This window comes from Tenacibaculum aquaeponti (assembly GCF_052084715.1).
GTDB lineage: Bacteria > Bacteroidota > Bacteroidia > Flavobacteriales > Flavobacteriaceae > Polaribacter.
On sequence record NZ_CP197288.1, the window covers coordinates 2,486,322 to 2,509,962 of the forward strand.

The window sequence follows — 23,641 nt, forward strand, 5'->3', positions numbered from 1 at the left end:
AATTCTTTCCTTATTTGTATGAACGTTGTTTTAATTCAATATCGTTAAACTCTAACTCTTCTTTGTGTAAAACAGCATCTTTAGGTTCACCTTTGTATTCCCAGGCAGCTACATAAGCAAATTCTTTATCATTTCGTAAAGCTTCACCTTTTTGAGGGCCGTCTAATTCAACAGATTCTTCACGGAAGTGACCTCCACAAGATTCTGTTCTGTTTAAAGCATCTTTAGCAAATAACTCTCCTAATTCTAAGAAGTCAGCTACTCTTCCAGCTTTTGCTAATTCTTCATTAAATTCATTTGCTCCACCAGGAACTCTAACATCACTGTAAAATTCAGCTCTTAAAGCAGAAATTTCTTCGATAGCTTCTTTTAAACCTTGTTCGTTACGAGACATTCCCACTTTGTTCCACATTATTTTTCCTAAACGTTTGTGGAAATAATCAACAGATTTTGTTCCGTTATTGTTAACAAATTTGTCAATTGTAGCACGAACACTCTTTTCTGCCTCATCGAATTCAGGAGTTTCCGTAGAAATTGGTCCTGTACGAATATCATCAGCTAAATAATCACCAATTGTGTATGGTAATACGAAATAACCATCAGCTAAACCTTGCATTAATGCAGAAGCTCCTAAACGGTTGGCTCCGTGATCAGAGAAGTTAGCCTCTCCAATAGCATATAATCCAGGAACAGTTGTCATTAAGTTATAATCAACCCAAATTCCACCCATTGTATAGTGAACCGCAGGGTAAATCATCATTGGAGTTTCATATGGATTCTCATCAACGATTTTCTCATACATTTGGAATAAGTTTCCGTACTTATTCTTTACAACTTCCTGTCCTAATTTTTTAACTAAAGCAGCATCGTTTACATTTAAACCTTTAATTGTCGCTTGCTCTTTTCCGTAACGTTCAATTGCTGAAGCGAAATCTAAATAAACAGCTTCACCAGTTGCGTTAACTCCAAAACCAGCATCACAACGCTCTTTAGCAGCACGAGATGCAACATCACGCGGAACTAAGTTACCAAATGCAGGGTAACGACGCTCTAAGTAATAATCTCTATTTTCTTCAGCGATTTGTGTAGGTTTTAAACTTCCTTCACGAATTGCTTTTACATCTTCCATTTTCTTTGGAACCCAAATACGACCATCATTACGCAATGACTCTGACATTAACGTTAATTTAGATTGATGATCTCCTGATACAGGAATACAAGTTGGGTGAATTTGTGTGTAACAAGGATTTGCAAAGTAAGCTCCTTTTTTATGAGCTTTCCAAGCAGCTGTTACGTTACTTCCCATTGCATTCGTAGATAAGAAGAATACGTTACCGTAACCTCCAGTTCCCAATACAACAGCGTGAGCAGAATGACGCTCAATTTCTCCAGTAACTAAGTTACGAGCAATAATACCACGAGCTTTTCCATCAACAATTACAACGTCTAACATTTCGTGACGGTTGTACATTTTGATTTTCCCACGACCGATTTGACGGTTCATAGCAGAATATGCTCCTAATAATAATTGTTGTCCTGTTTGTCCTTTTGCGTAGAAAGTTCTTGATACAAGTACACCTCCAAAAGAACGGTTATCTAATAATCCACCATAATCACGAGCAAAAGGTACACCTTGAGCCACACATTGGTCGATAATATTTGCAGATACCTCAGCTAAACGATAAACGTTTGCTTCACGAGAACGGTAGTCTCCACCTTTTACAGTATCGTAAAATAATCTGTAGGTAGAATCACCATCTCCTTGATAGTTTTTTGCTGCGTTAATTCCTCCTTGTGCAGCAATAGAGTGTGCACGACGTGGAGAATCTTGAAAACAAAATGCTTTTACGTTATATCCTAACTCAGCTAAAGTTGCAGCAGCAGAACCTCCTGCTAAACCTGTTCCAACCACAATCACGTCTATTAAACGTTTGTTCGCTGGGTTAACTAAGTTGATTTTATTTTTATGATTAGTCCATTTATCAGCAATAGGACCTTTTGGTGTTTTAGAATCTAAAGTTGCCATACTTAAATTGTATTAGTGGTGATTGAAATGGTGAACTAAAGCAATGATGATAAACCCTAATGGTATACCAATTGCATAAACTTTACTAAACGTCTTCAATCCTTTAGTATATTTATTATTTGCTCCTACTGATTGAAAAGCAGAGTTAAAACCATGTAATAAGTGTAATGCTAAAAACACAAAAGAAAGCACATATACACCTACTCTGATAGGATTTTCAAACATGTGAACTACATGAGTATAAAAATCTTTACCAACTTGGCTTTTTCCATCTATATATTTTTCAACCATTTCAGGAACCCAAAAATCATTTAAATGGAATATTACAAAACCTAATATTGCTAAACCACTCCAAATCATGTTTCTACTCATCCAAGTAGAGTTTGCAGCACCATTGTTTTTAGCATATTTTACTGTACGAGCACTTTTGTTTTTAATTTCTAGCACAAATCCCATTACAAAATGGAAAATAACACCAAACATTAAAACAGGTTGCAATAAATATTGCACAGCCCAGAAATTACCCATAAAATATGAAGCTTCATTAAAAGCATTAGGGCTAAAAACCGATAAAATGTTGATCACAAAGTGTTGTAGTAAAAAAACCATTAGAAAGAGTGCCGAAAGTGCCATGGCAAACTTTCTTCCTATAGAAGATTTTAATAATCCGCTCATTATTTTTAATTGTTGAATGAAATAATTACTAGCAAAGTTAAGACCTAAGTAGTATTTGTACAAGGATTAAATATTCTTTTGTTTTATATTTAGAATGGGTTTAAATAGAAGGTGTGTGAATTTAATGAAATTACAGTTTTTGGTTTTTTGCACTCAAACTACAAAGTAGATAATTGAAAAAAATAAAGAAAATGCTCCTTTTTATTTTTTTTTGTTCATTTCTTCTTGTAATAATACAATTTGAGTTTCTAGGTCATGAAGACGATCATAAACATCTACTGGCTCAGGCATTTGTTTTGATGCATACATAGTAACATACCAAACTTCCATAACCTCGCCAGCGTTTATGGTGTAAGTTGGATAGTTTCCTTTTTTATTGTCACTTTTTAAAATGAGTTTCCCTCTCTCTTTAATTCTATTTATTACTCGTTTTAAAACAATTCCATCGTTTTTACTAACAATAACATACACTCTACCGTCTTTAATGTCTTGTAAATCTTCAACATATTGACCAAAAACTAAGTCGCCATCAAAAAAAGTATGAACCATTGAGTTTCCTTGAACTTCAAAGCAACGGAAAGAACCATGGCGTAGGTGTGGCATATTAAAAGAAGGTAGGTTTTGAATATATTCAGAATCACCATAACCATTTAAGTATCCAGCACGCGCTTGTGTGGGAACAAAAATAATATTTTCATCTCCAGAAGAATTAGTGGCTACAACTTTTGGAGTTCCGCTATAATTATTATTTGGAACATCGTCATATAACATAATATCGCTTTTACCAAACAAATAATCAGGGTTAATATTAAATTCATTGATAATAGATGTTAATACATCGTAACCAGGTTTGGTTTTTTTACGACTACCATCTGGTTGTGGGCGACCATTTACAATACTATCAACAGTTGTTCCTGTTACACCAATTCTCTTAGAAAACGACAAATTATTTAATTTGTGAAAATCCCTTATCTCTGCTATTTTTTTTGAAATGTCCATTTTTTATTTTATAACATATGATTAAAAACAAAAACATTTGTTTTTAATGTAAAATGTTTGTATTTTTGTGCTGTGTTTAAATGCAAATATAATAAAACTTAAACATATGTGATAAAATTGCTAATTCTTTAGAGGTGTTAATTTGCTATAATTCATTTTTTTAATACTTCTGTTTTTAAATTTCACACAACCTATTTTACTGATTTAAACTTTATAGACTTGTTGTTTTGCTGTTAAATAAGCAGAAACAAAAAGGTAACATGTGCTTTTTGAAAGTTTAAAAATTATTTAAAAAATATATTTATATGGAAAAAAAACCGATTACATCAAGCTTATTTAAGTTTGTAACATTGCGTTCGCCTCAGTTGGCAGATGAAAGAAAAAAAGAATTGTTATTTGTATCATATCCTGAAGAAAAAGAAACAGAAAGTTTAGCACATAGATCGGTTTCAGGGTTAAGTTTAGTACAAGAAAAAGAAAGGGCAGAAGCTTTAGCTAATGCATATACTATTGAGAATTTCCAAGCAATTGAAAATAGACAGCAACTAAGGAAAAATTACGGGAAACTATATGATTTTTCAAGTTGGTTAATGCGTAATAAAAACTATTTTACAGCTAAAAGTATTGCTGAAAATTTAGATGTAATTCTTTATAATGGAAATTCAAGCCCAGAAGAAATTTTAACTATAGAAAATGCATTGCTTTTAAAAGAGGAGGACGAGGTTTTATTATGGAACAATTTATTTTATCAAACGATTCATAAAGTTTCAACTCCAGTTCGTGAAGGTTTAATTCAAATGTTGATTGCTAATCATTTTTTAAAGGGTTATAATGAGTTTGTTGAGGGTTATGCGCAATCGAATATAATTGATGGTACAACTGTAAGAGAAACAGAATTTTTAGTAAATGAATCTACTGAAATTACTATAGAGTTTACAGAAGAACAAAAAAAAGAATTTGTTTTAAGAGCTAATGCAAGTGTAATTATACCTAAAGAAGTTTTATTTGCTCCAAAAAGTGAGATTGATTTAACGAGTAAAAATGGATTAACATCTATTCAATCAGATTTTTTAGATAAAACAGTTCTTGTAGAGCAAGCAAAATCTAGGTTAAAAGTTTATAATACAGCTTTATTAGAAGTACAAAGGGCAGAAATTGTATATAATAAAGAAGAGCAAAAGAAATATCAAGATGCTGTTGCTGCTTATGAACAAAAAATAGCAGAGGTTAATAATCAGCCAATAATAGATACTATAATAGATCCTGTAACTAATGAAGAATCAGTTGTAAAAATAATTAGAGATGTAAGTAATATATCTATAGATTATATTAAATCTGAAGAGATTATTAGGTTGGCAGATGGTGTTACCCCAACGGTTTTTCAATCTAAAATTTTAGAGCAACTTTCATCTGTTACTCAAGATTTAATTAACTCATTAGAGTTTTTAATTTACGATACATTTGCTGAGGTTAAAACAGCATTACAGGCTAAAATAAAAAGAGAAAAAGAAATTATTCTAACTAATACGCCTCAAGTTACTACTAATATTAACATTGGTGGAGAAACTGTTACTCAAAATGTTAGTAATAGAGAGTTGAAAATGAGTTATATAGGGTATGTTGATAGTGGTGTAAACGACCTTTTATCTTCTATAAAACTTTCTTTTTTTCTAAATAATACTAGTAATGTTACTGTTTTAGATGCGCAATATGCAATTACAAATAGTGATACTGGCGATATTGTTTATGATGGAAGATCTTTTAAGAACTTGTCAAGTACTACAAGTACTAAATTAGATGTAGAGTTGTTTTCAGAAAAGATAGGACTTAGAGCAGCAACATATAAAATGTATGGTGAACTTGCGTTAAGCGATGGTAGAATTATCGTTTTTGAAAATGATAGACATATTACAATTACTAGAGATGAAAACGGTTATTTAACTTCTAAAGGAATAGAAGGGCAATTTTCATTTAAAGGAGATTCTGATGTAAGTAATCCTGATAGCGGTAATCCTAGTAATGAAACTATTTATGGGGTTACCCAATTAGGTATTGCAGATTTTAGACGTGTAGAGCAGGAGGTTTGTTGTTATGTTCCAGGAGAAGTTTCTCATATAGAAAATGTTATGGCGCGTGAATATAAAGAGCGAACTACCCGTAACTTAACTTCTTCGGAAAGCATTACTGAAGAAAGTTATGAAAGAGAAGCAGAGGTATTAACGGATACTACTTCTACAGAGCGTAATGAATTACAGAGTGAAGCTTCTTCTATTGTAAATAAAGATAATGCTACAAATTTTGGTGCTAATGCGAGTGTGACTGGCGATATTTTTGGAGGAAAATTTTCTGCAGGAACTAGTTTTAATTCATCGTCAAGTAATTCATCATCTGATTCTAATTTACAAGCACAAACATATGCACAGGAAGTTACAGAACGTGCTTTAGAACGTGTTGTAGAAAAAGTAAGTAAAAAACGTACAAGTAGAATTTTAAAAGAGTACGAAGAAAATATTACCCATGGTTATGATAATAGAAAAGGAGATGAGCATGTAACAGGAGTGTACCGCTGGGTAGATGTTATTTATAAGAACAAGTTGGTAAATTATGGTAAGCGTTTAATGTATGAATTTACAATACCAGAGCCTGCTAAATATTATATTAGTTCTTATATAAAAAGAGAAAAGAATACAGATAAAATAAGTAATAAATTAATTGTACCTAAAAAACCAATTCATCCAATAGAACTTAAAATAGAAGGAGTTATTAATAATGGTTTATTTGGTGCTTCGATTTTAACAGAGGATAATTATCAACGTATAGCTGCAGAATATAATGCAGAGGTTAATCCTGTACCTCAGTTAAGTTTAAGAGCGACAAAAGGTTTTGGGTCAAATTTTAATAAAGGAGGTATAGAAGTAGGGTTCTTAACTAGTGAAACAGGGGAAATTGATATTCCTGAAGGTTATGAAGTTAATGAATCTTATGCAAGTGTTGATTATCATTTTCATAAAGATGAACGCGAATACCCAGGTTTCTCTATTCATGTAGGGGGTAAAAGTTTTGGTAAGTTTTTTTCAGCATCACATCCAAATTTAAATTCATCAGATTTTGATGGGATTGCTTTTAAAAAAGATGATATTGTTTTCACAGATTTAGGAGGTGTTCAGAATAAATTAGGGGTTGCTTTTGAATCTTATGATACAGGGACTATTGCTATTTCTATTTCTGCAGTTTGTACAAGAACTGATGAATATTATCAAAAATGGCAAAATGAAACCTTTAATGCAATTATGGAGGCTTACTATGATCGTGTACAAGAGTATAATGATTTCCAACAAAGCCAAGAAGTTGCTCCTGAAGAAAAAGAAAGACAACGAGAATTTAGCTCACAATTAAATCGTAGCATTGAAAAACAAGAGTTAAAACGAATTGCTATTGATTTAATCACGGCTCCTTTTAAAGATAAGTTTACGGTAAGCCAAAGTCATTATGGAGCTGATAGTAAAACTGTTATAAAATCTGAAAAACTTAATAATCATGCTTCTGTGGTAAGATTCTTTGAGCAAGCTTTCGATTGGGAAATTATGGCATATACTTTTTATCCTTATTTCTATAAAAATCAGGATGATTGGGATGCTAATTTTGATTTCTTAGATGGTAATGATCCTATATTTAAAGCATTTTTACAGAGTGGTATGGCAAGAACAGTTGTGCCAGTTAAACAAGGTTTTGAGTATGCCGTGAACTGGTTTATGAATACTGGTGAATTGTGGGGTGGACAAGGAATGATAACTGATACAGAAGATGATCTGTATGTTTCTGTTGCAGAAGAAATGCTAGAACCTTCAGGGGTAGTTGAAGGAGAATCATGGCAAACTCGTGTACCTACAGCTTTAACTATTTTACAAGCAGATTCTGTTGTGTTAAAAGAAGGGGGGTTACCTTGTAATTCAGATTGTAAAGAACATAGTTTGTTTGATTCAAGTACTTATAAACTTGGAGATGGAAACTCAACTTCAGAGCCTTCTCCAGAAGGCGTAGATTTTGATATCGTTGGTGAAACTAATGATATAAGATAAAAACATTAAATTTTATTGTTATAGAATCAATACGGCCCTAAGTTTTTAGGGTCGTATTAAGCTTCAATATTTATTAAAAAGTAAAATACATGAGTAACAAATTTAAGTTTGCTGATAAATTTGATTTTACGCCTCCATTTGATTTTAAGACGCTTGAAGAACAAGAATTTGATGTTTTTAAAGAAAAAAGAATTTTAAATCAAAAATTAGTAAAAACCGGAATAATTTGGGTTGATGATGAAGTTGACTTTAAAAAAAAATTCGGTTTACTAAAAAACGACCCGAACAAATTTAGGGTTTTTATAGAGCTTAAAAAAGGAATAAAAAAGCAACAAGGACAATATGAAAAATTAAATGACTCCGGAATATTATTTAATGATTTTAGAAAGATTCACGGAGTTACATTAGGAGAAAACCTAGTAAAAGCTATAGAAAATGAAAATAAAAAGAAGAATACAGAGGTTATTATAAATGATCTGTTTAATTGGTTAAATGTTCGAAAACCTAGAGAAGAAGAAACGTATAATTTACTATACAAGTATATTCAAGATTTTGCGATAAATTATCCTTCTGAAATCTTTAAACCAGAAAAAGTTTATGAAGAGTTTTTTAAGTTGATGCAAGATTGTATCTCTTTAGGGGTAATTGGAATAAATGATATTGCTAAATATTTATCTGAAGAGGTTTTTAATGCGTTAGCTACGGAGATTAAAAAACTAAAACTAGAAGAAGTTAAATGGAATCCAGAAAGCAAAGACAAAGAAGGAAAATCTAATTATAATCCAATTTTCAAAGATTTTTCTAATGTTGAAGCAGGGATCACGGCGATTTTTGATCAATTAAGCTCTTTCAGTATCCAATCTACACAATATGACGAAGTAAATAGTATTATTGTTAGATTCGGAAATATAGCGAAACAAATTTTAGTGGTATTTAAAGATATTATTCTTGAGCCTCTAAAAGCTCTAAATGAATACATAAAAAAGAACAATGCTTTTATAGTAGGGTTCATTAACGGTTGTATCGATGTTCTTGCTGGTATTTTTGAAGGCTTCGGTTTTATAATTGGGTTATTTAACTATCGTAACTTAAAAGAATTTGTAAATGCTATTCAGCAGCTTGTTAAAAATTTTGATTGGTCAATTGTTAAAGGGTTTATCATAGGTGAGCTTCAAAAGTTATTTGCTTTCTGGGGTGAAGAAAACCAATACAAACAAGCGTATGAATTGGGGAAGTTTTTTCCAAAATTAATAGAAATAGCTATTAATATTGTATTAGGTTCTAAAACAGTAATTCTATCCGTAAAAAAAATAAATGAAACTCGTAAGGCACTATTTAAGCGTTTCAAAGAAGTAAGAAATATGTTGCTTTTTAAGATTGATAATAAAATCTTAAAAGAACTAAAAAAAGAAGGAATTTCTGTAAACGTAAGTTTCGATACAAACTTTCCTTTAAGTTCTGCTACACCTGGTATAGGTATACCTAAATTAGAAATTAAAAATAAAGAGTTTGAAGTTGTTTATAAAGGAATATCTATTAAAAAGTTTAACAATGAAAAAGAGCTTAATAGGTATTTGAAGAAAATGAAAAAGGATATTGATTTTGAAGCCGAAAGATTTAATGCTATTTTTAAAGATTTCTTAGGAGCAATGAAATGGAGAGTAAGAAGGACACCTGGAGGGAGTAAAATAGAATTAATTGATGAAGATAAAGATATTGTTCTTTTTAGAACTGAAAATGAAATAGGTATTGAAAAGTATATTAAATATTCTAAATTGACACCTGATGAGAAACAGGATTTATTAGAGAAAATGTATGCCAAGGTTAAAGGAAATGTTGGTAAATCCTATAAAAAAGAAGAGTCTGTTAAAAAATTAAGAGAACTAGGTTATGATTTAGATATTCCTATTTCAAAGTTCGAATTAGGTAAGAGTAATGGTGTTACGCCTGATTTTTCTGTAATGGGAGAAAGTATGTTTTCGTTAGAGGGTAAGTTAGGTAATGGCGACTATTATAAAATTAAAGGTTATAGTTTAGAAGATATTAATAGTGCTTTTGACAAAATTAAAAAAGTTAAAGGTATTGTCAAGGTTAATATTACGAGTGATAGAACTCCTGATTTTTCTAACTGTTGGATAGAACTAGGTATTGAGCCATCCTTAGGAACTCTTATAAATAGTAAATTGAAATTAACTTGGCATCATATGGATGACTTAGATTCTGATTTGAAAAGCTCTTTACAATTAGTTATTAGAGAGGTTCATGAGCAAACCACCCAACATATGGGCAGTCATAAACAACTAAAAGAGATTTTAAATTTGGTAAAATAACTGATATTATGAATAATATAAAATTCGAAGCAGAAGGAAATGATTTAACTAGAGAGGAATTAATTGAATTAGAAAATTTGTATTCCGTGAAGCTACCTGAGAGTTATAAAAACTTTATGCTAAAAAGTAACGGTATGAATCCGTTAGGAGAATATTTTTTTAAACCAGAAATATGGGAGGAGGAATTATATTTTGAGTATTTGTTACCAATCAAATATGGGAAATATAATGTTGAAAGAGCTAATATTGGAGGTTTAGATGATTTCCCTAATGGTCATTTATCTATTGGACATGTTCAGGGAGGAACAATATCTTTGTCTGTGAAAAAAGACGATTATGGTAGTATTCATGTTTATTATTCAGATGGAGAAATGCATAAGTTGGCGGATTCTTTTACGGAATTTTTGGAAGGGTTAAAAGAATTGTAAGTAACATATATTAATTGTAAAGCTGCCCTACAAGTTTTTGTGGGGTAGTTTTTTGTGTAAAAATATTTTTTAAGTTGGATAAAGTTTGTTTAGAGAGTGTTGTAAAAAAAGAAAAGTGCCTTTTAAAGTAACAAACAAATAGAGGAGCTTCTGAAATTAATTGATTAATAAATGATGAAATTTAAAAAAAGAGAAGAAAAATTGATTTCTGAATCGGAGATTTTGAATTTAGAGTTGGAATATGGTATCTCATTACCGGAAGATTACAAAGAAAAAATATTAGAGATGAATGGTTTTTCATCTACGGTTGACTTATACTTTAAGCCGGAAGAATGGGATGACGAGATAGAGTTTTTTTATGTTTTTTCAATTAAATACGGTTCAAGTACTTTTGAAAAATATAACACAAAAGATGGTTTAAATGATTATCCAGAAGGGAAAATTTCTATTGGGAGGTCAAGAACAGGTAATTTTTCTATGTCTGTAAAAAAAGATGATTACGGGAGTATTTATGTTTATTATTCAGATGGAGAAATGCATAAGTTAGCTAGTTCTTTTTCAGAGTTCCTAGAAGGGTTGAAAGAATTGTAAATAACGTATATTAATTGTAAAGCTGCCCTACAAGTTTTTGTGGGGTAGTTTTTTGTGTAAAAAAGATGCGTTTTTTAAGTTGGATAAAGTTGATTTTTGGAGAAGTTTATCAAAAAAACAACACATATAGTTAATGATAATCAAAGTGAAATTATTGAAGATTTAGTTCATTCAGGAGGTTTTAATGTTTATGATAATTTCATTCCTGCTTTTGATAAAACAGATGAAATTGTTAAAAAATTTATAAAAGGAGTGGTTGATGATAGGGGTAAATCAAGGCAAAATGATAGTGAGTTTAAGTATATATACCATTTTATTAAAAACTATATGAATACATCAGATAAATTCATCATTGAAACTAAGAATATTTATTATGCTTGTAATTCTTGTCAAAGAGAATTGTTGATTTTAAAAGAGTTTTTAAAAAACTAAAGGAAAGAAAATAAAATTAATAGTTAACAGTGATGAAACTATAAAAAATGGCCAAAATCTATTTGATAAATTAAAATAAAAAATTATGGAATTTACTTTTTTAAAGAAGCTTAATGAAGTTAAAGATAGTTTAGAAAATTCTCCGGTAATTTTAAGGAATCCAGAGGGTAATTCAGTTGAGGAAATATATGAATATCAAAAAGTATTTAATCAAGGATTGCCCTTGCCTAAATCATTGATAGAATACTTATTTATATCTGGTAAATTTTGTCCATTGGGGTTTGATGTTGTTGAAGGGAACTATTTAGGTCTGCGAAAATATTATGACAAAAAATTAGAAGAAAGAGGGGTGAAAATTGAGCGTCCTTTTATGATATTCGACAATTTTGAAGGAGAGAGTTTTATGTTTGTTTATTTGGATGAAGGTGATGATCCTCAACCTTGGAATTGTTCAGTAAATGAAGATTATGATTCTGAGGATAATGAAATAATTTGGAAGGTACCTCATCCTACATTTAGCGACTTAGTTAATGCTTTAGTGGATAGAGCTATAAAGGGGTTGCAACCTTGGTAGAATGTTTTTTTAAAAAGAAGAATTTAAAAACAACCTCGTCTTAATCTTAATAGACGAGGTTGTTTTATTTAATAAATTTCACAAAACTTTAAATGTAAAATGTTTTTTTAACTTGTAATATGTTTGTATATTTGTATTGCTTATTTAACAGTTTAAAAAATATTATAGAGAAAAAGAACATTTGATTAAACTAAAATCTAGTTAAGAAAAAACGAAAAAGAAAGGATCATATTACAACTTATCTCTGTTTATTTAAAAAACAACCATCTGTAAGAATAGTTTATTTTAATAGTATATGTTTTTGATGTAAAAAACTTTTTAATATGTTTTATATCAGATATTTTGACTATAAAAACTAAGAAAATCAGTAATTTTTTTAACAATTAAACAATCACTTCCGTGTATTGTAGTAAAATTTAACTTCTGTTGTAGAGGTTAATATTATTATGTGTATTAATAAAAAACAATAATCTTATTTAAGGTTATGGGTTTTTTGTTATGCACGTTTATTTCACAAAAAATAAAAATTATAACAATGAAAAAAAGTAAAGAAGAATTAAAAAAATATTTCGAAACAGGAGATAAACCAACGCAAGCAGAATATTCAGATTTAATCGATAGTTACATCGACGCGAAACAACCTGTTGGAGAATCGAATAGAACATTTATTATCAATGAAAATGGCGAAGTAAATTTAGTAGGTCAACAATCAGATTGGGCGCAAACAGATGCCAGTCAGCCAGATTATATCAAGAATAAACCAGAGGTAGAAAAAACAATTATTATACCTACTCGCAATTATGTTTTGAAAAGTAATGTTGCTGCTAGTGTAAATGGAACTGTATATGAATGTAAAGTTCCATCTTACAAATTTTATGAGGGGTCGTTGCAATCAGAAAGACAGTATTTTATGTCAGCAGATTTTTATGTTTATGGGAAAACAAGTAAGGAAGGAGAAATAGCTGTAGAGTTTTTAGCTACTACATCAGAAGGAGAAATAATTAGTGAAAAAATAGGGTTGTTAACTGATAATATTGAAGATACAGGTAAACCTGGAGTACGAATAAATGCTATTAAATCTTTTTTTGGTAATACTTTATTGAGGAGTTTAAGGTGTAACGTTATCATTAATACTCCAGATTCACCTACAGTATTCGTATCAAACATTTATTTTGGTGTAGGAAATGTGGTAGTTGATTGGAATCCTGCTTCAGAAGATCATGTTGTTTCACAACAATTTCCAACAACAAATTAAAAGTATGAAAAAGACGAAAGAAGAAATAAAAAAATATTTTGAAACAGGAGATAAACCAACTCAAGCAGAATATTCAGATTTAATCGATAGTTACATCGACGCGAAACAGCCTGTGGGTGAACCAAATCGAAGATTTATTATTGATGAAAATGGAGAAGTATCTGTAGTTTCAGAAAAGGTAATTCCAGAATATACACTTTCAGATATTACAAATAACAAATTATCATTATTAAAAGATGGAGTAGTTGTTAAACAAATTGATTTAACTTCATATATAGATGATACTAATTTATCTCGTTTAGTTTCTGGAGAGGTTAATGAAAATGGTATTGCAACTTTTAAGAGAGATGATGATACGGTATTTACTATCGATTTCAGTAGTTTAATTACTGCTTCAAGTGCAACTCATTTATCATATGTAAGTTATCCCACAATAGGAGAAATTAAGTCAAGCACTGGTCAAAAAGCAATTATTCGTGTTGCTGATAAAGATAATGCAGGTTTAATGAAAGCGAACTTTTATGAACAAGGTACATTTGTGCCGCAATTAATAGATTTAGGAGGAGGAGCTACTTATAATTTTACTTCTAGTATTACTAGTAATTATGTAAGAGTGGGTAATTCAGTTACTTTCGATCTAACAATACTAAATTTAAATTCTTCAGGTGTTCCTTTAGGTGGTTTGATTTTAAATAGTTTACCATTTGAGGTTATAAGTAGAAGTTTTGTTTTTAATATTGGTTTGTTTGAAGGAAGTAATATTGCTGATTCACAGCTTAATAAGTTGTTGTTTAATTCAGCTGGAAACCCAGATCAATTCGCTTTTTCTTTTATAGATAATGCAAAAATCTTATCTGAAGTAACTTTTAATGAAGGTAAAATTATAGCTTCAGGAAGTTACATAACAAATGTTTACAGACCATAAAATTTCTAAAAACAATTAGAATTTAAATTTCAACATTATTTAAACGACGTTGAGATTCTTACTTTTTTCAGTAAGGTTTCGGCGTTGTTTAATTCAGTGTATAGTATGTTGAACACAATTTGTTAAAGAAAAAGAAATGTTATGAGTGATTTTAATAATTTAATCAATTTTCTAAATCCTTATCGAGGTCAAAATGGGAGTAGAAGAAGAGAAGAATATCAATTTATACGGATTGATAATGATTTCATCAATGAAAATCAAGATTTAAAAAGCAATAACCTTACAAAAGTTATAAGGTATAAAGACGATCGACCATTTAACAATACATTTTCAGAAATCATTACAGAATTACCACTATATGTAAGTACAGCAAATAAGAGTTTAACTTACTTCTTTCAGAAAGATTTTAACGGACGGACTAAATATGTTTCTATAGAAGATTTAATAAAAGGAGAAACCATAGAAGAAAATTTCTTAGAGTTAGATGACTCAGCATTTATTGCGATAAGAATAACAACAGAAGAGACTCTATTTTATAATGAAGAACAAAATAGTGTATATCTTTTAAATGTAGTATTAAGGGAAGTTGTAATATCCGTACGAAAAACATTAGAGTATAATCCTAAAGAACTAGGAGGGTTATCTAGCGGAGTATATTATGTCGATTATACCAATGCAAAAGGGTATAGGAATAGTTTTATAGATAGAACATTAGGAAAAATCATAACTGAAATTTCTGAAGAAGATCTTAATAAAAGACATGTAAACTTAACTTTAAACCCAAAACCAGGTAAATTATATAGGTTTCCAGATTTTACAATCGATAAAAATCAAGTTACTGTTTATTACGACTACGACATGATTGAAAACGATGATAATGAGGTAGATCCACTCAAAGAAGATTATGCTATAAAATTGAAATTTAGAGACCCAGAAGGTTTTTTAGGTTTTATGGTAGAGGTTTATTTTTTAAATGGTGTATCAATTTTAAATACAACGGAAGGTTGTGGAAATAGAAAATCTGATTTCAGTATAAAATACATAAAACTTATCCAGTTTTTATTGAAAAGAAGTAAAAACGATATTACTAAAAAGTTAGCTTATTTATATTATGTTCCGCAAGAAATCTTTGAGAAAAAATTTAGAGGTTTAAACTTTGGAGAAGAGTACTTGTGGCAGTTAGTGCAAGAAACAGCGGAAGAAGCTATTACTAATTTCAAAACCAATAAAGAGGATATAGTTTTAAAACTTTTAGAAGCTATAAAGTTAAATCAAGACGATGAATATAATGTAGATAAAAAGAAAAACGATCTGTTTTTAGAAGAGCTTTTAAAAAGGAGAACAAAAGACAAAGGTTCGTTATTGTACAAGTTAACTAAAAAAATAGATGGCGAACAGTTTATTAAGTTTATTGATTTTGTATGGCAAATTTGGAAAAATAGTAGCTACGCAGTAACAGAAGAAACTAAAAACAAAAAGGTAAAAATATCTGAAACTAGCCCTGTATTATTAGATTATAGAACCAATAAAATATTAGGTTTTTATACCGATAATGCAGAAATTACTTGGAAAGACGAGCAAAACCAACTAGATATTACTGTTCGAGTAAAATCTGGAGAAAAGGAGGTGCTAAAGCCTAGGAGTAATTTTGATGATGGTAAAGTCACTTTTGAAGACACGGGAGAAACAAGAATTATAGATGTTTTTGAACATATCGATTATCAGTATCACCCTTTTTCACCGATATCATTTGTAAATAGTGAAAACCCACAGTTTTTATTACAAGATGAAGAAACTACTAATGCAGCAAAAACAATTCTACCTGCTTTTGTTTTATTTGCCAATAACGAAAAAGCGTTTTGGGAAAATGTATTTACTAGTTTAGAATACACTTTAGATGTAGTTACGACAATATCTGGTGTTGCAAATATCCTTAAAGCAGGGCGTTTATTAAGAGTGTTAAAGAAAGGAAAAACTGTTTTTTATAAAACAACACAAGGAGTAAAAGCCGCAGCAGAGTTTACTGATGGAGTAGTAGAGGTTACCTCCGGAACTGTAAATGCTTTATTAAAATTAACAGGAGCAGAAGACACAGAACTAGGGAAATTAGCAGCTAAATATTTGTTTTATCTAGAAATGGCTTCATTGGCTGGAGGAATTTCGGCTTCATTAGAGCGTAAGTTAAAAAACACAGCTACAGAATTAATTGATAATCCTAAGTTTGAGGAATCGTTAGACGATTTGGTTAAGAAAGGGAAACTTGATAGAGTAGATAAAAATGACATTATTAATGATATTATTACAGTTTCCGAAAAAACTAGAAACATTGGTAAGTTTACAATAAAAAATGAGGGAATAATTTCTATAGCTAAATTTAATAAAATAGCTAAACGTATTAAAAAAGAACATGGTGTTGATATGTTTTTAATAGATAAAAACAATGAACAGTGGAAAGAATTATTTAAGAAATGGCAGAAAAAATCACTTGACGGTTTATGGGTTGATCAACCTTTAATTTCAAAAAACTATGGAATACCTCTAGATGGACCTGCTTTATATTTATTTAGAGGAATTGGTGTAAAAGGTTTTGATAAAGGTTTTTTTGATATTACTTCGTATACAGTACAACATGAATTATTTCACATGAAAATGTGGTTAAGAATAAAAGAACTTTTTCCTAATAATTTTCTAAAAATCTTTCATGAAATACCAGATGAAATTCATGAAACTTATGTGTTAAGTGAATTTATTAAAACACGTAAATTTACAAAATGGGACGAGACTGATATTTTGGATGATTTGAATGCGTTTAATCGTAATTTTAAGAAAAATAAAACATTAAATGAGTTTGAGTTTTTTGATTTAGAAAGTTATTTAAAAAAAATATAACGATGAAATATACAGAAGACTATTGCATAAAACTATTACAAAAAGTATTAGAGGATTTAGATGAACAAAGAGGAGGTATATATTTTGATAAAGATACTCCGTTTGAAGCTTTTTTTAAAAAAAACGAAAAAGATTTTTATACTGGAGATATACTAGAAAACTCTTGGTTGGTTTATGCCAAAGTTCCTAAAGATGGTTGGAAAGGAGGTAATATAGTTATTCATGTTGATGATAACACTGGAAAAGCTATAACTTACACCAATTATGCTTTAGGAGGAAGGCCCATTACTTTACCTTTAGAGATAAATAAAAATGGTAAATATTTTATACCTATTGTATTTGAATAAATTTTTTAGGTTTTTAAAAAATGAATGAAATAGAAAGAATAGAGAGTAATATTAACGGAGAATTACCAGAAGGTATAGGATACAGATATATTATTGTTGAAAATATTAAAGAACCAGAAAGAGCATTAGAAACATACAAACAAAGTATGTTAATGATATTAAAAAATAAAGATTTGCATGAGGAAGATCCTAAATGGGAGCAATTACTACCTAAAGAAGTGGTTGCCTTTACTAATCAACTAGAAGAAGATGATTATAGAGATGAATTACTTTCTCATATACCTAATATGGTTAGAAGAGTTCTAACTATTAGAGATTGGGAATGGTATAGTTCGCAATTATATGAAGATGGATTTGAAATAATTATTTTAGGTAGAGATATTGGTGCGATAGCTTACGAATTACTTCATCATCAAGGTATACCGCATAGTAGTTTAGCAAGTGGGGATGATGAAACAATTATAAGGATATCTAGAGCTGGTCGTGATGTATTAAGTTATAAAACCTGGAATTCAGACACTTTAAAATTAGAATAGTTTAATAATTATAAAAGAGGTTTTAATAGAACCTCTTTTTTTGGTTTTGAAAAATGAATGAAATAGAAAGAATTAAAAACAATATAAAAGGTGAATTACCAGAAGCTAATTATGAATATATTGTTGAAAGTATTACTGAATCACAATAAGCTTTAGAAATATTTAAATAAAGTATGTTAACAAATAAGGAAATGGAAGAAGTAGCGGAACGCTATATAGAAAAGTTAGGAAAGGAAAGTAATATAGAAATGGTTCTTTCGGATGAACTGTCGGGTAAACCATATGGCAACGTTTATATTTTTGAATCTAAAGAATTTGTTTTAACAGGAGATCAAAAAAAGTCTTTAGCTAATAATCATCCTTTTATGGTTGAAAAAGAAAAAGGAAGGGTGGTTACTTTTGGAACTATGCTTTCAATAGAGAATTATTTAAAAGCTTACGAAAATGGAACTTTACTAGAAGTTGATGATCTTTACTGGTACCCAGATGAAGATCGATACGATAGTAAGTAACCAGCAATATCACAAAAAAACAAGTCCCGAAATCATATTTCTGGGTTTTTATTATATTAAAACAAAACATTTTACAAAAAAAACAGTAAAAAGTTTGTGTGAACTAAAAAAAGATTGTATATTTGTACTCGTAATCGTCAGTTGGCATACAGTCGCAAATCGAGCTATTTTGTATGAATTCCAAACGGTACTTTTTTGAGGTTTTAACTTGAGTTTCTTCATTTTTTTAAATCTCTTCCATATTAATTCCAACATATTTTTTGAAGCTTTTATAGCAAAGCGCTTATCATTTGAATCATGATGTTATAAAACTGCAATCTGTTCATCTTTTTCGGGTGTATATGTTTGTGAATTAATAAAAGAGGGCAAAAACATTTTGTGAAAGAATTAAATTAAAACCTTTTATGGAGTGAGCAGAAAAACCATGTAAAAAACAGAGTAAGCCTATTTTAAAAACCATCCTATTTATGTCAAATTTAGTACCAGAGTTAAACAGTTTAGATTTTAATGTGTACGTTGGAGGGCCGTTACAAGCGGCAATTCAAGCACAAACAGCAGCTTCTATGGCAACTGTAGATTTTATTCAAAAAGTTGGTTTTGAAGATGATGGAGTTCCTGATACTGTAGATAATTTACGTTATGTCGATTTCAAGTATAAAAAGTCTACAGCTAATCCACATTTTGGTAAAACGCCACTTGAACTTTCAGATGAAGGTTTACCAGCAGATACTGATACAGATAACCAGTTTTTAGAAAGCGAAGTAGCTATTAAAGTTCCTTTTTTAACAATGTTAACAATCCCTTCATTACGAATTGATGAAGTTAATATTGATTTTAATGCACGTTTAAGTTCCGTAGAAACAAGAAGTGTGTCTTCTCAATTTGCTTTAGATGCTAAGTTAGGTTTAAAGTTTAAGTTTATCAATTTTAAAGCTTCTGCCTCATACAGAAGAAATACTACCCAAGGATCTAGAGTTGAAAAAACATACAACTTAGGAGTAAAGGTAAGAGCTGTAAACGAAGAATTACCTGAAGGATTAAACAGAATTTTAAATATGCTAGAAGATAGCATTGCTACTGTAGCTTAATAATTTTTTTGAATTAATCAAAAGAAGGTCATTCGTCACGAATGACCTTCTTAAAAAAAGAAAAAAATAATGGTAAAACTTAATGAATATTTAGGAAGTATTGCTTCAAGCGTTGCAGAAGCGAGGTTAGTTTCTGATCTAAAATCTTTAGAAGTTGCAGAACAATTTGCAAAACACAATTTATTAAAACATTTTTCTGTGCCTAGGTTTAAAGCAGAAAATATTGAATTAACTATTCCTGTTGCTATTGCTGAAGTTAGTACAGGGAATACCATGCCCTATATTCCAATTGAAGACAAAAATGCTTTTGCTGAAAAAACAATTGTAACTTTAAAAGAAATCTCACCAATCTCTGTTAAACCTATTCCAGAAAATGAGTTGAAACTTATAAGTGAAACAAATAAACAAGTTATTGTTTTAGAGAAAAATTTACAATTAGGTTCAGATCTTTTTAATGAGTTAAATACTTATGCGCAAAGCATAGTGAAAATTTACTTTTCAATTTATCCTCCTCTGACTAGTAGAATTGATATGACCGAAATAGCAAATACACTTAGAGATAAACTAAAACCGTATGTAAATCCAAAACCAGTTGTTAGTGAAGAAAAAATAGAACCTAAGGTTATTGTTGAAGGACATAAATTAAAAGAATTACCGCCTGAAAATGTTATTCAAATAAAAATGACTTTAAAAGAAGAAGGAATGGAATGGCATATTTCTGAAGATGAAAATGGAATAGTAACCACTAAATTATTACCTGAATAAACAATGAGAAAATCAATTCTTAATACTTTAAAAAGTTTAGAAATACAACTATCTAAGATACATCCAATTGTAGATTTACTTGAAAGAAAGAGTAGTGCTAGTTCAAAAGAATTAAGAGATTGGTTGGCGGAAACAGAAGAGTTATTTCAACAAAATAATTTGGCGGAAGCGTCTATGTTTTCTGTGAAAAGAGCAGAGTTATCAACTTATTACCCTAAAAATAATCAATATAAAAGAAAAGAACAATTACATTTTTGTTCTAGACTTTTAACTGATGCTCAAGCAGATTTATGGTCAGTGTATGCTAGATTAACAGATACTATAGAAAAAGCAAAGGTTTCTATTAAACAATTGTTAGGAGTTATTTATCAAACCCAGCAATTTAAATACGATCCTAAAACAAATTTTACTCAGTTTATTAAAGAAGTTTGGCAATTTTGTACAATGCATGAACAATTACGAGGAATTACTGCTCAAATTCAATCTTTAATAAATAAAACAGATGTTTTACTTCTTATTGCTGAAGAAATAGAAATAGAAAACCTATAATTTATAAAGGTTAAAAAACAGTAATATCACAAAAAAATAAGCTCAATAATCAATATTGGGCTTTTATTAAATATAACATTTTACAAAAATAAACTGTATTTTGTTTGTGTGTTTATGTAATATGTTGTATATTTGTATTGCTATTAATTAGTGTTGTTTTAATAATGAATCTTTTATGTTAAGTAGAAACATAAAGTTAGGTTAAACCACAATCTGGTAAAAGAGAAAAATAAAGAACCGTTAACTTTTTATGTTCTGTCTGCTAACGCTTTTATTAAAAAAAATTATATGAATAAATTAATATCAGTGGCGTTATCGCAATATGGAGTTAAAGAAGTAAAAGGAGCAAAAGATCATCCTCAAATACTTAATTATTTTAAAACTATGGGTTTCGATATAACAAATTATAGTGATGAAACAGCATGGTGTAGTGCTTTTGCTAATTGGGTAGCAAAAGAAGCAGGATATGAAAAGTCAAATAAATTGAATGCAAGAAGTTGGCTGTCTGTTGGTAAATCTACAAGTGCACCGAAACAAGGAGATGTAGTTGTATTGTGGAGAGAAGACCCGAGTAGTTGGAAAGGTCATGTAGGGTTTTTGATAAAAGAATCTAAACGCTACGTGTATTTGCTTGGAGGAAATCAAGGAAACAGCGTGAGTATAAAAGCTTATCCGAAAAATAGAATATTAGATTATCGTGTTTTGAAAAAAAACGTATAAATAAAATATACAAAAGCTTTGTGAAAGATAATGTAAGTTAAAAAGAGAGAAAGAAACATGAAAAGTTAACCGTTAAATTTATTTTAACGGTTCTTTTTTGTATAAATACAAAGGAAATTGTTGTTAGTTGTTTTCATTTTTACGACCAATTAGTAAATTTGAATTATGGCAATTCAAGATATTAAAACCTATACTTTTCAAGATGTTTTTTCACTACAACTAGTAGATTTTGAAAAAGCCTGTGTTGTAAATAAACCTACCCAAATAAACGAATACAAAATCTTTTGGATTAAAGAAGGTAAAGGAACGTACAATATTGATTTTAAAAGTTATTCTTTTAATGGAACGGTTTTGTTTTTTCTGTCACCAGGACAGGTTTTTACGGTTGATTCTGAAAAAATAAAGGAAGCTTATCAACTTAGTTTTACTAGAGATTTTTATTGTATCCAAACTCACGATACAGAGATTGCTTGTAATGGCGTTTTATTTAATAATGTATATGAAACTCCTTTTGTAACTCCTTCAGAAAAGGATATTAAAAAACTAAATTTCATTTTAGATAATTTAGTTGAAGAGTTTGAATTAACAGAAACAGCACAATATGATATGCTACAATCATTTTTAAAACAGTTTATTATTTATTCTGTTCGAATGAAAAAAGAACATTCAATAGTAAAAGATGACACAGAAACTAAATTATTTAAAGATTTTAGTTTGCTTGTAGAGCAAAATTTCAGAAAACTTCATAGTGTTACAGATTACGCAAATCGATTAGGAATTTCTCCAAAGTCGTTAACTAAACATTTTCAGAAAATAGGAGCAGAGACTCCAAGTGATTTTATTAAAAATAGAATTATTACTGAAGCAAAACGACAATTATTATATTCTTCTGAGGCTGTTAAACATATTGCTTTCGATTTAGGCTTTAATGATCCGGCTTACTTTTCACGTTTTTTTGCTAAAGCAACAGGAAATTCTCCTGCACAATTTAAGAAAATACAAAAAGTGTAATTGTAAATTATACTTTTTAGAATTATAAACAAATCCGCTTTTTGAAGAAATTTCAAGGCGGATTTTTTGCTTTTTCATCCTGTTTTTCAGTAAAAAGTCCAAATGTACAAGGCTTAGGAACTTTTGTCCATTTTTTAAGGTCTATTCTCGTCGCATCTTTGTACCAGAATTATTTGTTAATCCTCGTTAAAACAAAAAACACATGAAAGTAATAACACATCAATGCCCTAACTGTTGGGGATACCAAGAGTACGAAGAGCAAAACGAATTAAACAATAAACAAGAAAATAATAACTAATAAAAAAACTTAAAAATGAGTACAAGAATAGAAACATTAAACCCAGAGACAACAACAGGAAAATCAAAAGAATTGTTTGACGCAGTTCAAAATAAATTAGGATTTATTCCAAACTTAATTAAAGTTTTTGGTAACTCACCAGCAACATTACAAAGTTATTTATCATTAGGTGATTTAACAGCTAGCGGAAACTTTTCTAATAAATTCAGAGAGCAATTAGCTTTAGCAATTGCAGAAGAAAATAGTTGTAACTACTGTTTATCTGCACACACTGCAATTGGAAAAATGAATGGTTTAACCGATGAACAAACTGAAGCGAACAGACAAGGACGTTCTTCTGATGATAAAGTAGCAGCAGGGTTACAATTTGCACAAAGTGTAACTAGAAATAGAGGTAATGTAAGTTCTGAAGAATTAGCAGCAGTTAAGGCAGCAGGATATAATGATGGAGATGTATTAGAGATTGTTTTAAATGTGGTATCTAATACATTAACAAATTATGTAAATCATATCGCAGAAACTGAGATAGATTTTCCAGCAGTAGAAGCAGGTAAATTCACAGTAAATTCATAATAAAAAAGTAGATAAAAATTATAAATCCCAAAACAATAA

Annotated in this window: 21 protein-coding genes; 18 read left to right on the forward strand and 3 right to left on the reverse strand. The window is 29.8% G+C overall.

The features are described 5' to 3' along the window. Positions 1–10: 10 nt before the first annotated feature. The 3 genes from ACSIGC_RS11190 to ACSIGC_RS11200 all read right to left on the reverse strand — a co-directional run bounded on the left by ACSIGC_RS11190 (position 11) and on the right by ACSIGC_RS11200 (position 3,700). Positions 11–2,026 carry a fumarate reductase/succinate dehydrogenase flavoprotein subunit gene (locus ACSIGC_RS11190; RefSeq protein WP_442264907.1) on the reverse strand — a complete coding sequence of 672 codons (2,016 nt, stop codon included), beginning with the start codon at positions 2,024–2,026 and terminating at the stop codon, positions 11–13. Between the two features lie 12 nt (positions 2,027–2,038). Continuing rightward, the gene (locus ACSIGC_RS11195) at positions 2,039–2,701 is read right to left on the reverse strand and encodes a succinate dehydrogenase cytochrome b subunit (protein ID WP_442264908.1); all 663 of its coding nucleotides are present in this window, start codon (positions 2,699–2,701) and stop codon (positions 2,039–2,041) included. Between the two features lie 201 nt (positions 2,702–2,902). Beyond that, on the reverse strand, positions 2,903–3,700 hold the full coding sequence (locus tag ACSIGC_RS11200; RefSeq protein ID WP_442264909.1) for an XRE family transcriptional regulator: 798 nt from the start codon (positions 3,698–3,700) through the stop codon (positions 2,903–2,905). A gap of 305 nt (positions 3,701–4,005) precedes the next feature. Here ACSIGC_RS11200 and ACSIGC_RS11205 point away from each other — a divergent pair, with 305 nt between their 5' ends. The 18 genes from ACSIGC_RS11205 to ACSIGC_RS11290 all read left to right on the forward strand — a co-directional run bounded on the left by ACSIGC_RS11205 (position 4,006) and on the right by ACSIGC_RS11290 (position 23,602). Continuing rightward, positions 4,006–7,779 (forward strand): hypothetical protein, encoded by a 3,774-nt coding sequence (locus ACSIGC_RS11205; protein WP_442264910.1) that lies wholly within the window; start codon positions 4,006–4,008, stop codon positions 7,777–7,779. Between the two features lie 89 nt (positions 7,780–7,868). Continuing rightward, complete coding sequence (locus ACSIGC_RS11210; protein WP_442264911.1) at positions 7,869–10,109, forward strand: HNH endonuclease; 2,241 nt, start codon at positions 7,869–7,871, stop codon at positions 10,107–10,109. Between the two features lie 8 nt (positions 10,110–10,117). Then, entirely contained in the window at positions 10,118–10,537 is a 420-nt protein-coding gene (locus ACSIGC_RS11215; RefSeq protein ID WP_442264912.1) for an SMI1/KNR4 family protein, read from the forward strand. A 171-nt stretch (positions 10,538–10,708) separates the two neighbouring features. Further along, positions 10,709–11,128 (forward strand): SMI1/KNR4 family protein, encoded by a 420-nt coding sequence (locus ACSIGC_RS11220; protein ID WP_442264913.1) that lies wholly within the window; start codon positions 10,709–10,711, stop codon positions 11,126–11,128. 96 nt (positions 11,129–11,224) lie between these two features. Then, positions 11,225–11,560: a hypothetical protein gene (locus ACSIGC_RS11225; protein ID WP_442264914.1), complete on the forward strand. Its 336-nt coding sequence runs from the start codon at positions 11,225–11,227 to the stop codon at positions 11,558–11,560. Positions 11,561–11,645: 85 nt separating this feature from the next. Then, the gene (locus ACSIGC_RS11230; protein ID WP_442264915.1) at positions 11,646–12,134 is read left to right on the forward strand and encodes a hypothetical protein; all 489 of its coding nucleotides are present in this window, start codon (positions 11,646–11,648) and stop codon (positions 12,132–12,134) included. Between the two features lie 535 nt (positions 12,135–12,669). Continuing rightward, positions 12,670–13,389, forward strand: coding sequence for a hypothetical protein (locus ACSIGC_RS11235; RefSeq protein WP_442264916.1), 720 nt, complete (start codon positions 12,670–12,672; stop codon positions 13,387–13,389). A 4-nt stretch (positions 13,390–13,393) separates the two neighbouring features. Beyond that, positions 13,394–14,314 (forward strand): hypothetical protein, encoded by a 921-nt coding sequence (locus ACSIGC_RS11240; RefSeq protein WP_442264917.1) that lies wholly within the window; start codon positions 13,394–13,396, stop codon positions 14,312–14,314. A gap of 141 nt (positions 14,315–14,455) precedes the next feature. Further along, on the forward strand, positions 14,456–17,203 hold the full coding sequence (locus ACSIGC_RS11245) for a hypothetical protein (protein WP_442264918.1): 2,748 nt from the start codon (positions 14,456–14,458) through the stop codon (positions 17,201–17,203). Positions 17,204–17,205: 2 nt separating this feature from the next. After that, complete coding sequence (locus tag ACSIGC_RS11250) at positions 17,206–17,550, forward strand: hypothetical protein (RefSeq protein WP_442264919.1); 345 nt, start codon at positions 17,206–17,208, stop codon at positions 17,548–17,550. 20 nt (positions 17,551–17,570) lie between these two features. Beyond that, complete coding sequence (locus ACSIGC_RS11255) at positions 17,571–18,086, forward strand: hypothetical protein (protein WP_442264920.1); 516 nt, start codon at positions 17,571–17,573, stop codon at positions 18,084–18,086. A 173-nt stretch (positions 18,087–18,259) separates the two neighbouring features. After that, complete coding sequence (locus ACSIGC_RS11260) at positions 18,260–18,598, forward strand: hypothetical protein (RefSeq protein WP_442264921.1); 339 nt, start codon at positions 18,260–18,262, stop codon at positions 18,596–18,598. Positions 18,599–19,065: 467 nt separating this feature from the next. Then, entirely contained in the window at positions 19,066–19,686 is a 621-nt protein-coding gene (locus ACSIGC_RS11265) for a DUF2589 domain-containing protein (protein WP_442264922.1), read from the forward strand. A 69-nt stretch (positions 19,687–19,755) separates the two neighbouring features. Beyond that, on the forward strand, positions 19,756–20,451 hold the full coding sequence (locus tag ACSIGC_RS11270) for a hypothetical protein (protein WP_442264923.1): 696 nt from the start codon (positions 19,756–19,758) through the stop codon (positions 20,449–20,451). Between the two features lie 3 nt (positions 20,452–20,454). Continuing rightward, a complete protein-coding gene (locus tag ACSIGC_RS11275; protein WP_442264924.1) occupies positions 20,455–21,000 on the forward strand; it encodes a hypothetical protein in 546 nt (181 codons plus the stop codon). 288 nt (positions 21,001–21,288) lie between these two features. Beyond that, positions 21,289–21,720 (forward strand): TIGR02594 family protein, encoded by a 432-nt coding sequence (locus ACSIGC_RS11280; RefSeq protein WP_442264925.1) that lies wholly within the window; start codon positions 21,289–21,291, stop codon positions 21,718–21,720. A gap of 165 nt (positions 21,721–21,885) precedes the next feature. Beyond that, positions 21,886–22,731, forward strand: a complete 846-nt coding sequence (locus ACSIGC_RS11285) for a helix-turn-helix domain-containing protein (protein WP_442264926.1) — start codon at positions 21,886–21,888, stop codon at positions 22,729–22,731. 313 nt (positions 22,732–23,044) lie between these two features. Continuing rightward, positions 23,045–23,602, forward strand: coding sequence for a carboxymuconolactone decarboxylase family protein (locus ACSIGC_RS11290; protein WP_442264927.1), 558 nt, complete (start codon positions 23,045–23,047; stop codon positions 23,600–23,602). Positions 23,603–23,641: the final 39 nt, after the last annotated feature.

Excerpts from the sequence above, each read along its gene's own strand:
- ACSIGC_RS11215 (WP_442264912.1), top strand. The coding sequence starts at position 10,118 with ATGAATAATATAAAATTCGAAGCAGAAGGAAATGATTTAACTAGAGAG.
- ACSIGC_RS11285 (WP_442264926.1), top strand. The coding sequence starts at position 21,886 with ATGGCAATTCAAGATATTAAAACCTATACTTTTCAAGATGTTTTTTCA.
- ACSIGC_RS11200 (WP_442264909.1), bottom strand. The coding sequence starts at position 3,700 with ATGGACATTTCAAAAAAAATAGCAGAGATAAGGGATTTTCACAAATTA.
- ACSIGC_RS11290 (WP_442264927.1), top strand. The coding sequence starts at position 23,045 with ATGAGTACAAGAATAGAAACATTAAACCCAGAGACAACAACAGGAAAA.
- ACSIGC_RS11270 (WP_442264923.1), top strand. The coding sequence starts at position 19,756 with ATGGTAAAACTTAATGAATATTTAGGAAGTATTGCTTCAAGCGTTGCA.
- ACSIGC_RS11260 (WP_442264921.1), top strand. The coding sequence starts at position 18,260 with ATGTTAACAAATAAGGAAATGGAAGAAGTAGCGGAACGCTATATAGAA.
- ACSIGC_RS11195 (WP_442264908.1), bottom strand. The coding sequence starts at position 2,701 with ATGAGCGGATTATTAAAATCTTCTATAGGAAGAAAGTTTGCCATGGCA.
- ACSIGC_RS11210 (WP_442264911.1), top strand. The coding sequence starts at position 7,869 with ATGAGTAACAAATTTAAGTTTGCTGATAAATTTGATTTTACGCCTCCA.
- ACSIGC_RS11190 (WP_442264907.1), bottom strand. The coding sequence starts at position 2,026 with ATGGCAACTTTAGATTCTAAAACACCAAAAGGTCCTATTGCTGATAAA.
- ACSIGC_RS11250 (WP_442264919.1), top strand. The coding sequence starts at position 17,206 with ATGAAATATACAGAAGACTATTGCATAAAACTATTACAAAAAGTATTA.
- ACSIGC_RS11230 (WP_442264915.1), top strand. The coding sequence starts at position 11,646 with ATGGAATTTACTTTTTTAAAGAAGCTTAATGAAGTTAAAGATAGTTTA.
- ACSIGC_RS11245 (WP_442264918.1), top strand. The coding sequence starts at position 14,456 with ATGAGTGATTTTAATAATTTAATCAATTTTCTAAATCCTTATCGAGGT.
- ACSIGC_RS11205 (WP_442264910.1), top strand. The coding sequence starts at position 4,006 with ATGGAAAAAAAACCGATTACATCAAGCTTATTTAAGTTTGTAACATTG.
- ACSIGC_RS11220 (WP_442264913.1), top strand. The coding sequence starts at position 10,709 with ATGATGAAATTTAAAAAAAGAGAAGAAAAATTGATTTCTGAATCGGAG.
- ACSIGC_RS11275 (WP_442264924.1), top strand. The coding sequence starts at position 20,455 with ATGAGAAAATCAATTCTTAATACTTTAAAAAGTTTAGAAATACAACTA.
- ACSIGC_RS11255 (WP_442264920.1), top strand. The coding sequence starts at position 17,571 with ATGAATGAAATAGAAAGAATAGAGAGTAATATTAACGGAGAATTACCA.
- ACSIGC_RS11235 (WP_442264916.1), top strand. The coding sequence starts at position 12,670 with ATGAAAAAAAGTAAAGAAGAATTAAAAAAATATTTCGAAACAGGAGAT.
- ACSIGC_RS11280 (WP_442264925.1), top strand. The coding sequence starts at position 21,289 with ATGAATAAATTAATATCAGTGGCGTTATCGCAATATGGAGTTAAAGAA.
- ACSIGC_RS11265 (WP_442264922.1), top strand. The coding sequence starts at position 19,066 with ATGTCAAATTTAGTACCAGAGTTAAACAGTTTAGATTTTAATGTGTAC.
- ACSIGC_RS11240 (WP_442264917.1), top strand. The coding sequence starts at position 13,394 with ATGAAAAAGACGAAAGAAGAAATAAAAAAATATTTTGAAACAGGAGAT.